12 protein-coding genes are annotated in these 13,130 nt (G+C 61.3%); 9 read left to right on the top strand and 3 right to left on the bottom strand.

What is annotated here, in order from left to right:
• The first annotated feature begins 214 nt into the window (after nt 1-214).
• The 4 genes from ACWTU9_RS20465 to ACWTU9_RS20450 all read left to right on the top strand — a co-directional run bounded on the left by ACWTU9_RS20465 (nt 215) and on the right by ACWTU9_RS20450 (nt 5,003).
• Nucleotides 215-2,671 (top strand): penicillin-binding protein 1A, encoded by a 2,457-nt coding sequence (locus tag ACWTU9_RS20465; RefSeq protein WP_455859857.1) that lies wholly within the window; start codon nt 215-217, stop codon nt 2,669-2,671.
• A gap of 129 nt (nt 2,672-2,800) precedes the next feature.
• Nucleotides 2,801-3,932, top strand: a protein-coding gene (gene prfB / locus ACWTU9_RS20460; RefSeq protein ID WP_455859856.1) for a peptide chain release factor 2 whose coding sequence is annotated in 2 segments (ribosomal slippage) — nt 2,801-2,866 and nt 2,868-3,932 — 1,131 coding nt in all. Because the reading frame shifts where the segments join, the coding sequence is not laid out codon by codon here.
• A 10-nt stretch (nt 3,933-3,942) separates the two neighbouring features.
• Nucleotides 3,943-4,350: a GFA family protein gene (locus ACWTU9_RS20455; protein ID WP_454588567.1), complete on the top strand. Its 408-nt coding sequence runs from the start codon at nt 3,943-3,945 to the stop codon at nt 4,348-4,350.
• A gap of 272 nt (nt 4,351-4,622) precedes the next feature.
• The gene (locus ACWTU9_RS20450; protein WP_455859855.1) at nt 4,623-5,003 is read left to right on the top strand and encodes a hypothetical protein; all 381 of its coding nucleotides are present in this window, start codon (nt 4,623-4,625) and stop codon (nt 5,001-5,003) included.
• Nucleotides 5,004-5,134: 131 nt separating this feature from the next.
• Here the strand turns inward: ACWTU9_RS20450 and ACWTU9_RS20445 are convergent, their stop codons facing one another.
• Complete coding sequence (locus tag ACWTU9_RS20445; protein ID WP_455859854.1) at nt 5,135-6,004, bottom strand: NmrA/HSCARG family protein; 870 nt, start codon at nt 6,002-6,004, stop codon at nt 5,135-5,137.
• Between the two features lie 103 nt (nt 6,005-6,107).
• Here ACWTU9_RS20445 and ACWTU9_RS20440 point away from each other — a divergent pair, with 103 nt between their 5' ends.
• From ACWTU9_RS20440 to ACWTU9_RS20425, 4 genes are all read left to right on the top strand, one after another.
• Complete coding sequence (locus ACWTU9_RS20440) at nt 6,108-6,998, top strand: LysR family transcriptional regulator (protein WP_455859853.1); 891 nt, start codon at nt 6,108-6,110, stop codon at nt 6,996-6,998.
• Nucleotides 6,999-7,123: 125 nt separating this feature from the next.
• The gene (locus tag ACWTU9_RS20435) at nt 7,124-7,492 is read left to right on the top strand and encodes a GFA family protein (RefSeq protein ID WP_454588571.1); all 369 of its coding nucleotides are present in this window, start codon (nt 7,124-7,126) and stop codon (nt 7,490-7,492) included.
• A 150-nt stretch (nt 7,493-7,642) separates the two neighbouring features.
• Complete coding sequence (locus ACWTU9_RS20430) at nt 7,643-8,293, top strand: OmpA family protein (protein ID WP_454588572.1); 651 nt, start codon at nt 7,643-7,645, stop codon at nt 8,291-8,293.
• 298 nt (nt 8,294-8,591) lie between these two features.
• Nucleotides 8,592-9,200, top strand: a complete 609-nt coding sequence (locus ACWTU9_RS20425; RefSeq protein WP_455859852.1) for a hypothetical protein — start codon at nt 8,592-8,594, stop codon at nt 9,198-9,200.
• Between the two features lie 68 nt (nt 9,201-9,268).
• Here ACWTU9_RS20425 and ACWTU9_RS20420 read toward each other — a convergent pair whose 3' ends face one another.
• On the bottom strand, nt 9,269-10,879 hold the full coding sequence (locus tag ACWTU9_RS20420; RefSeq protein WP_455859851.1) for a DEAD/DEAH box helicase: 1,611 nt from the start codon (nt 10,877-10,879) through the stop codon (nt 9,269-9,271).
• A 364-nt stretch (nt 10,880-11,243) separates the two neighbouring features.
• Between ACWTU9_RS20420 and ACWTU9_RS20415 the strand changes: the two genes are divergently transcribed.
• On the top strand, nt 11,244-11,924 hold the full coding sequence (locus tag ACWTU9_RS20415; protein WP_455859850.1) for an outer membrane protein: 681 nt from the start codon (nt 11,244-11,246) through the stop codon (nt 11,922-11,924).
• A gap of 78 nt (nt 11,925-12,002) precedes the next feature.
• On the opposite strand, the gene ACWTU9_RS20410 is transcribed toward ACWTU9_RS20415, so the two are convergent.
• Nucleotides 12,003-12,770, bottom strand: a complete 768-nt coding sequence (locus ACWTU9_RS20410; RefSeq protein ID WP_455859849.1) for an NAD kinase — start codon at nt 12,768-12,770, stop codon at nt 12,003-12,005.
• Between the last annotated feature and the right edge of the window lie 360 nt (nt 12,771-13,130).

The raw sequence follows: 13,130 nt of genomic DNA, 5'->3' as shown, positions 1-13,130 counted from the left end.
GATGGCCGCCCGGCGCCCACAACCGGAGGCAGCGTTGCAAGACGACAACACAAGCCGGTTTTATTTGCGGCATTGGTGGGCGAAACCCCGCGCTGCCCCATTTTGTCCACATGGTGGCGACATGGGTTTTCCATCACGGATCGGGACCGTTGCGAAGGCTTGCGCGAAAGGCGGCTTCGTCTAGGAAATTCCCGAACCTCGGACTGGAGCGGGCATGATTCGTCTCATCGGCTATTTCTTTGGTATCGGCACGACGCTGGCGCTTCTGGTCGCCGCGGGCGTGGCGATATACATCGCCCATCTGTCGAAGGACTTACCCGACTACGAAGTGCTGGCCAAGTACGAGCCGCCGGTGACGACCCGCATCCATGCTTCCGACGGGTCGCTGATGGCCGAATATGCGCGCGAACGGCGGCTCTATCTGCCGATCCAGGCGGTTCCGGACCGGGTCAAGGCAGCGTTCCTGTCGGCCGAGGACAAGAATTTCTACAACCATCCCGGCATCGACATCACCGGGCTTGGCCGGGCCATCTACGTCAACCTGCAGAACATGGGCTCGGGCAGGCGCCAGGTCGGCGCCTCGACGATCACCCAGCAGGTGGCGAAGAACTTCCTGCTGTCCTCGGACCAGACCTACGAGCGCAAGATCAAGGAGATGATCCTGGCCTTCCGCATCGAGCAGGCCTATTCGAAGGACCGCATCCTCGAGCTCTATCTCAACGAGATCTTCTTCGGCTTCGGCGCCTATGGCGTGGCGGGCGCTGCACTGACCTATTTCGACAAGTCGGTCAACGAACTCACCGTCGCGGAAGCCGCCTATCTGGCATCGCTGCCCAAAGGCCCCAACAACTACCATCCCTTCAAGCATGCCGACCGCGCCATCGAGCGCCGCAACTGGGTCATCGACCAGATGGTCGAGAACGGCTACGTGACGCGCGAGGAAGGCGACAAGGCCAAGGCCGAACCACTCGGCGTCACACCGCGCCGCAACGGCTCCTATCTGTTTGCGGGCGAATACTTCACCGAGGAAGTGCGCCGCCAGATCATCTCCCGCTATGGCGAGAACGCGCTCTATGAGGGCGGCCTGTCGGTGCGCACGACGCTCGATCCGAAGGTCCAGCTCATCGCCCGCAAGTCGATGCAGAACGGTTTGCTCAAATACGATACGCTGCGCGGCTATCGCGGACCGGTGACGCATATCGATGCTTCCGGTGATTGGGGCGTGGCACTGGGCGCCGTGAAGGGGCTGGAGGACGTGCCGGAATGGTCGCTTGCCGTCGTGCTCGACAGCTCGGAGACCGGCCTTTCCATCGGCCTGCAGCCGACGCGGCAGATTTCAGGCGAGATCGTCAAGGAACGCGTCGAAGGCACCGTCAGCAAGGAAGACATGAGCTTTGCCATGCGTCATGTGGTCGATGGCAAGACGGTCAAGGCCAAGTCGCCAGCCGACGTGCTGCAGCCGGGCGATGTCATCTTCGTGCAGAAAAACGAAGGTTCGGACGGCGCCTACACCTTGCGCCAGGCGCCGGAAGTGGAAGGCGGCCTGATCGCCATGGATCCGCATACCGGCCGCGTGCTGGCCATGGTCGGCGGCTTCTCCTATGCGCAGTCTGAATTCAACCGCGCCACGCAGGCGATGCGCCAGCCGGGCTCGTCGTTCAAGCCAATCGTCTATTCGGCAGCGCTCGACAATGGCTATACGCCGGCCTCGGTGATCATGGACGGACCGATCACCATCCAGAGCGGCAACACGACCTGGACGCCGAAGAACTATGACGGCACGGTGGCCGGTCCAGCGACCTTGCGCTCCGGCATCGAAAAGTCGCGCAATTTGATGACCGTGCGACTGGCCAACGACATGGGCATGAAGCTGGTGGTGGAATATGCAGAGCGGTTCGGCGTCTACGATCATCTGGCGCCGTATCTGCCGATGGCGCTGGGCTCCGGCGAGACGACCGTCATGCGCATGGTGTCGGCCTATTCGATCATGGCCAATGGCGGCAAGTCAATCAAACCCTCGCTCATCGACCGCATCCAGGACCGCTATGGCAAGACTGTGTTCAAGCAGGACGAGCGCGGCTGCGAAGGCTGCAATGCGTCCGAATGGAACAACCAGCCCGAACCGGAACTGGTCGACAATTCCGAGCAGGTGCTCGACCCGATGACTGCCTACCAGATCACCTCGATGATGGAAGGCGTCGTCCAGCGCGGTACCGGCGCCACCATCGCCGAACTTGGCCGTCACATTGCCGGCAAGACCGGCACGACCAATGACGAGAAGGACGCCTGGTTCATCGGCTATACGCCGAACCTCGTCGTCGGCCTTTACATGGGCTACGACACACCGCGCGGCCTCGGCCATGGCGCCACCGGTGGTGGTCTGGCGGCGCCTATCTTCAAGGACTTCATGCGCGTGGCGCTGGACGGTACACCCAATGTCGACTTCAAGGTGCCTGAAGGCATGAACCTGGTCGCCATCAACCGCAAGACCGGCATGCGTGCCGCGTCGGGTGATCCCGGCACCATCATCGAAGCCTTCAAGCCCGGCACCGGCCCCGCCGACAGCTATTGGGTGATCGGCATGGGTGCCGACGGCTCCAACGGCGCCGGCGGACCGCTATCGCCGGAGGCTTCGCAAGCCATCCAGGCGCCCGGCGGCGGGCTTTACTGAGATCTGATTTCTCATGTCGAGTGGGCTGACTTATTGAGCCGGCCCGTTTCGCTTTACAGGCAGCAATGCCGTGCCTATGTATCGCGCCGACCCAAGCGCCACTTTAAAAACAGGACAGAACAACCAGCCATGCGCGCGGAAACGCAGAACATTGTCGACGAGATCAGGCAGGCGATAACCCTGCTGAGGAGGCATCTTTGACTGGGATCAAGCCATAAAGCGGCTTGAATACCTGAACGTACGGGCCGAGGACGCCAGCCTCTGGAACGAACCGCTGGAAGCGCAAAAGCTGATGCGAGAACGCCAGGGCCTCGAAGAGGGCATTGCGGCGGTCAAGGGCCTGACCCAGGCGCTGGAAGACAATATCGGCCTGATCGAGCTTGGCGAGGAAGAGAGAGACGAAGGCGTCATTGCCGAAGCCGAAGCCGCCATCCGCTCGATGCAAGGGGAGGCCAAGGCCCGCCAGGTCGAGACGTTGCTGTCAGGCGAAGCCGACGCCAACGACACCTATCTCGAAGTCCATGCCGGCGCCGGCGGCACCGAGAGCCAGGACTGGGCCTCGATGCTGTTGCGCATGTATACGCGTTGGGCCGAACGGCGCCGCTTCAAGGTCGAGGTGCTGGAAGTGCATGACGGCGAAGAGGCCGGCATCAAGTCTGCCACGCTCTTGATCAAGGGCCATAACGCCTATGGCTGGCTGAAGACCGAATCCGGCGTCCACCGCCTGGTGCGGATTTCGCCCTATGACAGCAATGCGCGCCGCCACACGTCCTTCTCCAGTATCTGGGTCTATCCGGTCGTCGATGACAGGATCGAGATCGACGTCTCCGAATCCGACGTGCGCATCGACACCTATCGCTCGTCCGGTTCGGGCGGCCAGCACGTCAACACGACGGACTCGGCAGTCCGCATCACCCATATCGCGACGGGCATTGCGGTCGCCTGCCAGGCAGAACGCTCGCAGCACAAGAACAAGGCGAAGGCTTGGGAAATGCTGCGCTCGCGCCTCTACGAGGAAGAGCTGAAGAAGCGCGAGGCGGTCGCCAACGCCACCGAGGCGTCGAAGAGCGACATTGGCTGGGGACACCAGATCCGCTCCTACGTACTGCAGCCCTACCAGCTGGTGAAGGACCTGCGCACCGGCGTCGAAAGCACCAGCCCGTCGAGCGTGCTCGACGGCGATCTCGACGACTTCATGGAAGCTTCGCTGTCGCAGCGCATAGAAGGCGGTGCCGGTGAAGCGGTTGCCGATCTAGACTAGGAAGGAGCCGATGACTCGCAAGCTCAGCGGAAAGTGCTTTTGCGGCGCGGTCCACTATGAGGTGGCGGACGAATTCGTCTATGCCGCGAACTGTCATTGCTCAAATTGCCGGCGCACCACAGGTTCGGCCTTCAAGCCGTTCGCCGGGATCGAGCGCGACAAGTTCGCCCTTGCCGAAGGGCATCACGGGCTCATCCATTTCGGCGACGACAGCGGCCACGATGCGCATTGCAGTCGCTGCGGCTCGCTGCTCTATTCGCTAGTCCGCGACGGCGCCTATGTCCATGTCGCCATGGGCACGCTGGTGGACGATCCCACCATACGGCCGACCGCGCACATTTTCGTCGGGTCCAAGGCGCCGTGGTTCACCATCGCCGACGACCTGCCGCAATATGAGGGGCACGCCTCCGGCGGCTAATGCCTGCTGGGCACCGCGTCGTTAACCTCTTGTTAACCAAGCCGGCGCACCCTTTTGGACGGCAGATGTCGGCGCTCGGGGTGCGGCACTGTGGTACCCATGCACTTCTTGCGCCGACCAAGGAATCAGCCCAACATCTCGGGCTGAGGGTTGAAAAAAGCATTTATGGCCGGACGCGGCATATCTGCGAGCTGACGATTCGGTCACTGGGGAAGACACGTTCCAAGAACGGGCAAGCAAACGCTTGATGCTCGCTTGAAAGGAACGTTTCCATGTCTGCTGCCACAGTCCGATCGGCCAGAGCCGTTCAACCGGCTGGCCGACTTCTCTTTTTTCCCCTGTTTGTGATCGGCGCGATCGTGGTGCTGACCGCACCCGCCTTCGCCCATGACGCCAAGCCGACGGCGGCGAAGCCGCAAGGCTGGAGTTATCCCTTCGCCTGCTGCGCCAACTATGACTGCCGCGCCACCCACACGGGCGAGGTGTTGGAAAAACCCGAGGGTTATGTCATCGCCGGAACGGGGGAGGTCGTTCCGATGAGCGACAAGCGGGTCAAGGACTCACCTGACGGCGATTTCCACTGGTGCGCGCACCAGGCTGGTCTCGACGCCGGCAAGACGATCTGCCTGTTCGTGCCGCCGCGTTCCTACTGAGTATTGTTGACAAGGTTCATCGGAAGGCAGGCCGTTGTTCCAGAACGTTTTGCTGAGAAGGCTGGCATGTGACATGGGGACATCCTCGGCACTGGCAAGCGCTTCTCAGTTTAGGTGTATTTGTGCTTTCGTCAGGCGGAAGCAACGACTGATGAGGCGAAGTCGCGATATCGGCGCAGTGGACGGCCCAGAAGCGCAGTCAGGCGCTCGACGTCGCCGTGCTCAGGCAGCATCCCGTCGGTGAAGAAGCGCTCACCCATCAGGCGCATGTCGTAGGCCATCCAGGCGGGCAAGAACTGCTTGAGATTTTGCTCGAATCCCTCTGTATTGTCGCCGCCGTAGCTGATTGGGCGGCCAAGCACGTCAGACCAGATTGCGGCAATATCCGTCCCGGTCAGCGCCTGCGGACCGACGAGGTTGATCCGGTCGAGCGCAAGCGGTTCCTTGGACTGTTCGCGGCGCAGCAGCTCAAGGGCTGCGATCTCGGCGATGTCACGGGCGTCGATCATGGCGAGACCCTTGGCGCCGATCGGCATTGGGTAGGTGCCATAGCCGGTGATGATGTCTTCGATCGTCAGATCATTCTGGATGAAGTAAGCCGGGCGCAAGATCGTAGCCTTGAAGTCCATCTGCTCGATCATCCGCTCGACGCCGAACTTGCCCGCGAAATGCGGCACGTTCACATAGACGTCAGCGTGGATCACCGACAGATAGACGATCCGCTCGATGTCGGCCGATCGGGCGACGTTCAGTGCGATCAAAGCCTGGGTGAATTCATCCGGTACCACGGCGTTCAAGAGGAACAGGGTGGAAACCCCAGACATGGCTTTGCGCAGCGAATCGACGTCGAGAAAGTCGCCTTGCACGACGGATACGCCAGCCGGGAAGCCGGCTTTCGACGGGTCGCGGACGAGAGCACGCACATCGACGCCGCGCTTGGCGAGGTGTTCGACGACTTGGCGGCCGATATTGCCGGTGGCGCCGGTAACGAGAATAGTCATGAAATTTCTCCTGTTGGATTGCTTGACACCTCCAATATGAGTGGCTCACAAAGCGTCCAGTAGACGGCAATTTTAGACACGTCGTCTCACTGGTGGAACATCAATGGATCTTCTTGCCCTCGCCGATTTCAATCTCGTTGCCCGCCATGGTGGCTTCGGCAAGGCGGCAAGGGCCACCGGCCGACCCAAGGCAACGCTGTCCCGGCGCGTTGGAGACTTGGAAAGCAGTCTTGATCTGCGCCTGTTTGAACGGGGTGCGCGTAACCTGAAGCTGACCGAAGAAGGACGGGCGCTCTTCGAGCGGACGGGGGCGTTGCTTGCCGAACTGGACGAGACGGCTTCGGCGATTGCCTCGGGCGGTCAGAGACCCAGGGGTAGATTGCGGATCAGCGCGCCTTTGCATTTTTCGCAGACCGCAATGGGGAGGATCGCTGCCGGGTTTGCCCTCAAATATCCGGAGGTGAGGCTTGAAGTGACGACCGAGGACCGGCAGGTGGACATGATCGAGGAAGGCTACGATCTGGTCATCCGGGTCAATCCAGATCCCGACGAAAGCCTGGTTGGGCGAGCGTTTCTCCGTGACCGCCTGGTCGTTGTGGCGAGCCCCAACCTTCCTCGTACGACCGCTGGGCTCGCCGCTCCTGGCGTTGCGCGCGGGACAGGTGAGCGGCAAACTTGGCAGGTGAAGACAGAAGGTGGCCGGTCGACAATCAGGATCGAACCTGTCCTAGCTTTGTCAACGCTCATCATGGTGCGGGATGCGGTGCGAGCCGGCGTTGGCGCAGGACGGCTTCCCATTTCGTTGGTGGCCCACGACCTGGCCGACGGCACACTGGTGAATTGGGGGGATATTGACGGTCCCGAGATCTCTCTGTGGACGCTCTACCCATCGCGGCGGCTGCTCAGCGCACGAGTGTCGGCGTTCCTGGATTTTCTAAAAGAGGCTTTCCCAAATGGGACGCCGGACGAACTGGCTGCCTATATCGGCAGGTAGCGACAGACCGCTCAGCCAGAACGCCGCTCGGCTCGATCGATCAAGCCTGCTGACAGACAGTTGTCAGGAGCGTTCCTTTATGTTGCCTTTGCCGCATAGGGCGGCAACGGAGAGGAAAGCGGTTCATGACCATCAAGGCCAGTTGTCACTGCAAGGCCACGACATTCGAGGTTTCGCAGGCGCCCGAGACTGTGACCCAATGCACCTGCTCGTTCTGCTCCAAGCGCGGGTCGCTTTGGGCCTATTACGTTCCCTCGCAATTCAAGCTCACCAGCCCGGCCGAGAACGTCTCCGTCTATGAATGGGGATCGAAAACCGTCAAGCATGGGTTCTGCGCCATTTGCGGCTGCGGCACCTTCACGCAAACGCCGGACTGGTCGACCGGCAAGCCGGACTTCGACAATCCCAAGATTTCAGTCAATTCGCGGCTGTTTGACGATTTCGACCTCGACAAGGTCGAGGTGGTCGTCATCGACGGCAAGAACCTCTGGTAGGCCGGCGCCAACCGCTTAGGCAGAAGAGTGGCGCAAGCGGGGAAAAGCCGCTTTCGCCGCTCGGTTTTTCGCCGTATTTCATGGTACAAGACCCGTGGAAGGGCTGAAGTGCGCGGCCGCAAGGGCCGCGGTTTGGAGAGGGACGATTCTATGAAAAAGACTGTGCTCGTCGCCGTTGCGACGGCTGTGCTGGTGAGCGCTTGCACGACCACTGATCCGTATACTGGCGATCAGAAGATTTCCAACACCGCCGCGGGTGCAGGCCTTGGTGCCTTGGCCGGCGCCAGCCTTGGTCTGCTTGCTGGCGGCAATGACCGCCGCAACGCGCTGATCGGCGCCGGCATCGGCGCATTGGCCGGCGGCGCGATCGGCGCCACGATGGACCAGAACGAAGCGGAATTGCGCCGGCAGCTCGAGGGCACCGGCGTCAGCGTTACCCGCACCGGTGACCAGATCATCCTCAACATGCCGTCCGACATCACGTTCAACGTGGACCAGGATGCGGTGAAGCCAGGCTTCTACCAGGTGCTGAACTCCGTTGCGCTGGTGTTGAAGAAATTCAAGCAGACGACGGTGGATGTGTTTGGCCACACCGATTCGACCGGTGGCGACGAGCACAATTTCGATCTGTCGCAGCGCCGTGCATTGGCGGTCGCCAACTACCTGTCGGGACAGGGCGTCGATTCGCGCCGCTTCGCCGTCACCGGCTTCGGCAAGACCCGCCCGATCGCGTCTAACGCAACGTCGGCCGGCCGCGCGCAGAATCGGCGTGTAGAGATCCAGCTTTCGCCGCTTACCTGATCGCCACCATGATCCCGAAAAGTGGGTACCGGTTTTCGGAAACGATCATGGTCCAATAGGAAAAAAGCATCGAATGCGAAGGCGGCCCCGCAAGGGGCCGTTTTCATTTTGGCTCCTGTGGTCCGCCAAAAGATCTAAAGCATTAGAGTTTTCTAATAATCTCTTTCCGGAGACCTTGGAAAGGATTAGCATTGACACCGTTCCAGAGAGGGGATGGGGCGGGTACAAACGGCCGCGCAGTCATCATCTATTCGGCCCCGGTCTTGCACGGCCAGATCATGAAATCTGGGAGGAATGCATGACAAGAACAGCTCGTCTTGGGCGTTGCGGCGTCCTCGTTTTGACAGGTCTAGTCTCTGCTTGGTGCGTGGCCGCCACGGCTCGCGCCGAAGACGCCAACAAGGCAGATATCGAAGCCTTGAAGAAATCGCTCGCCAAATATGAGGACTACACGGCCGCCATCCGCGACCTTTATCTGTCGACCGAAGGTTGCGTCTACTTCAGCGGCGAAAAGATACCCGGCACGATGGATTATCCAAAGGGCGCCATGGGCATCCATTTCGTTAATGTTCCCAGCGTCGGCCAGAAGCTCGACCCGATGAAACCCAATGTCTTGATCTACGAGCCGACCAAAAAAGGCTTGAAGCTGGTGGGCGTGGAATGGCTGGTGCCACTGACGCCGGACGTCAAGGAAGCCCCAAAGCTATTTGGTCAGACCTTCATGGGACCGATGGAAGGGCACTATCCGCTCATTCCGAGGGAGTTCGTCCACTACGACCTTCACGCCTGGTTGTTCAGGGACAACCCGAACGGCATGTTCAGCCCGACGAACCCGAAGGTGAAATGCAGCAAGGCCGAGTTTCCGATGCTGGAAAAGCCGACCAAGATGATGCCCGGCCCGATGTGACGGGACGGAAATGATCGCGGCAGGCAAGCCGGGTGATCGGCTTGCCTCGCGAAACCGAAAACCGGAAATCAGACCTTGGCGACGATCTTCATGAAGGCCGGCATGTCATCGCCGAAGCCGACGGTGCCGTCATTGTCTTCGCCGCCGCGGTTGCTGCGGGCAGGGCGGCTGTTGCTGGCGCGTTGCGGCCTCGTATCGCCGCGTTCCGGAGCGCGGTTTTCGTTGTTGCGATCGGAGACCTTGCGCTCGCTGTTATCGGAGCGGATTGCTTCCTTGCGCTGATGCCGTTCGCCGATGTTGGCGACCGCGGCTTCGGCTGCGACCGGCTGTTCCTCGCGTGCGGCATCTGCCGCCGGCGCGTCGCTGCGCTTGGCATGGCGCTCGCGTGGCCTGCGCTCGTCGTTGTCTTTGCGATCATGGGCCTTGCGGTCGTCATCCTTGCGGCCGGCGCGGCGCGGGGCGCCACGGCCACGGCGGGGCGCTTCGTCCTCGCTGCCTTCGCTGGCGACCACCGTCGACAGGTCGCCGTCATGCCACTCGATCTTGTTGCCGATCAGCCGCTCGATGGCGTCGATGTATTTGGTGTCCGACCTGGTGGCGATGGTGAAGGATTTGCCCGAGCGTCCGGCGCGACCGGTGCGGCCGATGCGGTGGACATAGTCCTCGGCGTGGATAGGCACATCGTAGTTGAAGACGTGGCTGACATCGGGGATGTCGAGGCCGCGCGCGGCGACGTCGGACGCCACGAGATAGCGCAATTTGCCGTCGCGGAAATTGGCCAGCATCTGCATGCGGGCGCGCTGGTCCATGTCGCCATGCAGGGCGCCAGCATCGAAATCATACTTCAGCAGCGAGCGGAACAGCTCCGACACTTCGACCTTGCGGTTGCAGAAGATGATGGCGTTCTTCAACTCGGCGTCTTCGGCCTTCATCAGATTGCGCAGCGTCTCGCGTTTGTCCCACGGCTTCGAGCCGGACTTGACCAGGCGCTGGATGATGCTGGTGGCGGTCGATGCGGCCTTGGAGACCTCGACGCGCACCGGCGCATGCAGGAATTTCTCGGTAAGCTTGGTGATCTCCGGCGGCATCGTCGCCGAGAAGAACAGCGTCTGCCTGGTGAACGGGATCATCTCGCAGATGCGCTCGATGTCGGGGATGAAGCCCATGTCGAGCATGCGGTCGGCTTCGTCAATGACGAGGATCTCGACGCCATTGAGCAACAGCTTGCCGCGTTCGCGGTGGTCAAGGAGGCGGCCTGGCGTGGCGATCAGCACATCGGCGCCGCGCTCCAGCTTCTTGTCCTGTTCGTCGAAGGAGACGCCGCCGATCAGAAGCGCGATGTTGAGCTTGTGGTTCTTGCCGTATCGAACGAAATTCTCTTCGACCTGCGCGGCAAGCTCGCGTGTCGGCTCGAGGATCAGCGTGCGCGGCATGCGGGCGCGGGCCCGGCCTTTTTCGAGGCGGGTCAGCATCGGCAGCACGAAGGAGGCGGTTTTGCCCGTGCCGGTCTGGGCGATGCCCAGAATATCCTTGCCGAGCAGCGCATGCGGGATAGCGCCGGCCTGGATCGGCGTCGGCTGGGTGTAGCCGGCATCGGTGACTGCGGAAAGGACCTTCGGCGACAGGCCAAGGTCTGAAAAGGTCAACGCTTCTGGAGCGGTCGTGGTGTCTGAGGACAAGTGTTGTTGTCTTTGGCTGGTTCGGGGAAGCGCAACGGCATCCGTCGCGGCAAGCACAGCGTGCCTGCAAGATTGGTATTGCGATTAGGCGCAAGCCCGCGATTTGTCAACAGAAACGGGCGGGATTGGCACGATTGTGAAAACGTAAGCTTAATCGCGGTGTTTAACGTTGCAGATGACCGTACGCTCCCCGATGCGCCAACTCGCCCGATGGCGGATGTGATGCAAGCTTGCAACGCTGGCGGGCGTTCTCTAGTCCTTGCACCTCTAAAGACCTGACTAAGCAATTGACTTCTATATTTCTGCAGCCAGAGTCCGCACAGTTGATTTCGCTCGCTTCAGTGACTCTCTCAGGACAAAGACTATGAAAAGCGCTCTCCTTGCCGTGGCATTCGCGGCGATTGCCCTGACGCCTGCTCTTGCTGCGGATGCGTTGGTCGAAGCGCCTGTAGCGGCGGTCCATGACTGGACCGGCGTCTATCTGGGTGGCGTTGTTGGTTATGGATGGGGCACGACGCACGCCCTGGACGACGGATCTCCCTCCGACGGTATCAAGTACGATGGCGTTCTGGGTGGCATAGCCATTGGCTACAACAAGCAATTCGGCAACATCGTCGCAGGCGTTGAGGCAGATTTTTCGGCCTCCGGACTGAAGGGGTCGGGCGACGGCGGGACTGGCTGGGGGTGCGGGACGACCGATACCTGCACATTCAGCACACAATGGCTTGGCACTGCGCGTGCTCGTGTTGGATATGCGGTAGAGAATTTCCTTCCCTACGTCACAGGCGGCCTCGCCATTGGCAGGGTAAAGGGAGAACTGTCAGGTTTTTGTCCCGGTGATGAATGGTGCGGCAGTGACACCAAGACTGGCTGGACGGCCGGCGGTGGCCTGGAATGGGCCTTCAATCAGAACTGGTCAGCCAAGGCGGAATATCTCTATACCGATCTCGGCACAGGCCATTTTGGCACCGGAAATGGCGGCGATGGTTTCGAGGCCAAGTTCAAGTTCAACACCGTTCGGTTCGGCGTGAACTATCATTTCTAGCATTGCGTCTCGCAACGCTTGAAAGGGGCGTCGCGGCGGCGCCCTTTTTGTTGGCGCCTGCGCATCTCGGGTACCGGCTCAGTACCGGAACTGTTCGGCGAGGATGCGCTCGTTCCATGAATGATTGGGGTCGAAGAGCAGCGTGGCGGTCGCCGTCAGCGATTCCCTCACCGTCACCGACGCCACCGCTTTCACTTCAGTATGGTCGGCGGCGGCGTTCACCGGACGCTTCTCCGGCTCCAGAATGTCGAAGCGCACGGTCGCCTTGTTGGAGAGCAGCGCGCCGCGCCACCGGCGCGGCCGGAACGGGCTGACCGGGGTGAGCGCCAGGAGCGGCGCGTCGAGCGGCAGGATCGGCCCGTGCGCCGACAGATTGTAGGCGGTGGAGCCTGCCGGTGTTGCGATCATCACGCCGTCGCAGTTCAGTTCCTCGATGCGTACCTGTTCGTCTACGGTGATGCGGATCTTTGCCGTCTGGTAGGACTGGCGCCACAGCGCCACTTCGTTGATGGCCAGCGCCGAAACCGTTTCGCCCCCATGCGTCACCGCCAGCATCTCCAGCGGCCGGATCGTCTCGGCGACCGCGGCCGCGATGCGCTCGGTGAGACCGCCGACGCGGTATTCGTTCATCAGGAAGCCGATGGTGCCACGGTTCATGCCGTAGACCTTCTTTCCCGTGCTCATCGTGTCGCGCAGGGTCTGCAACAGGAAACCGTCGCCACCCAGCGCCACGATCACCTCGGCGTCCTCTTGAGAGGCCTGGCCATAGCGGGCCGACAGGCTTTCCATCGCCGCCTTGGCATCGGCGGTGTCTGAGGAGACGAAGGCGAGACTGGCTTTGCTCATGACTTCCCGATGGCGGTCGGCGGCGGTTGCGTGGGGTAGCATGGGCAAGCGCATCTGCAAAGGGAGGCAGCGTCCCGTCGCACTTCGGCTGCGCCGGAACGAAAATCGGCCCCTCGCGCTTCATGTCGCCGGAGCGGCGAATGTGATGGTTAAGGCGGAGCTTAAACACTCGTAAAGCCCAATAGATCATGTTAGCCGGCAGAGGATGGGTGGCTGGGGGGCTAGCCAGTCGAGACCTGTCTATTGCCGGTGACACGCCTGATTATCGTCTTCCTCGTGTTGGGAAGTTTCGCACTTCTCTTCGCCGAACTTGTGCGACAGTCCGAGGACTCCAGGCCAAGGCCGACGGCCTCACGCTGC

The sequence above is a fragment of the Mesorhizobium sp. 128a genome (assembly GCF_053848025.1).
Note: the sequence above shows the minus strand (reverse complement) of the source record. Positions and strands in the feature narration are given on the sequence as shown.

What these genes read in the sequence shown, in the direction of transcription:
- ACWTU9_RS20465 (WP_455859857.1), top strand. Translation starts at nt 215, where the DNA reads ATGATTCGTCTCATCGGCTATTTCTTTGGTATCGGCACGACGCTGGCG.
- ACWTU9_RS20415 (WP_455859850.1), top strand. Translation starts at nt 11,244, where the DNA reads ATGAAAAGCGCTCTCCTTGCCGTGGCATTCGCGGCGATTGCCCTGACG.
- ACWTU9_RS20440 (WP_455859853.1), top strand. Translation starts at nt 6,108, where the DNA reads ATGGATCTTCTTGCCCTCGCCGATTTCAATCTCGTTGCCCGCCATGGT.
- ACWTU9_RS20430 (WP_454588572.1), top strand. Translation starts at nt 7,643, where the DNA reads ATGAAAAAGACTGTGCTCGTCGCCGTTGCGACGGCTGTGCTGGTGAGC.
- ACWTU9_RS20455 (WP_454588567.1), top strand. Translation starts at nt 3,943, where the DNA reads ATGACTCGCAAGCTCAGCGGAAAGTGCTTTTGCGGCGCGGTCCACTAT.
- ACWTU9_RS20425 (WP_455859852.1), top strand. Translation starts at nt 8,592, where the DNA reads ATGACAAGAACAGCTCGTCTTGGGCGTTGCGGCGTCCTCGTTTTGACA.
- ACWTU9_RS20450 (WP_455859855.1), top strand. Translation starts at nt 4,623, where the DNA reads ATGTCTGCTGCCACAGTCCGATCGGCCAGAGCCGTTCAACCGGCTGGC.
- ACWTU9_RS20435 (WP_454588571.1), top strand. Translation starts at nt 7,124, where the DNA reads ATGACCATCAAGGCCAGTTGTCACTGCAAGGCCACGACATTCGAGGTT.
- ACWTU9_RS20445 (WP_455859854.1), bottom strand. Translation starts at nt 6,004, where the DNA reads ATGACTATTCTCGTTACCGGCGCCACCGGCAATATCGGCCGCCAAGTC.
- ACWTU9_RS20410 (WP_455859849.1), bottom strand. Translation starts at nt 12,770, where the DNA reads ATGAGCAAAGCCAGTCTCGCCTTCGTCTCCTCAGACACCGCCGATGCC.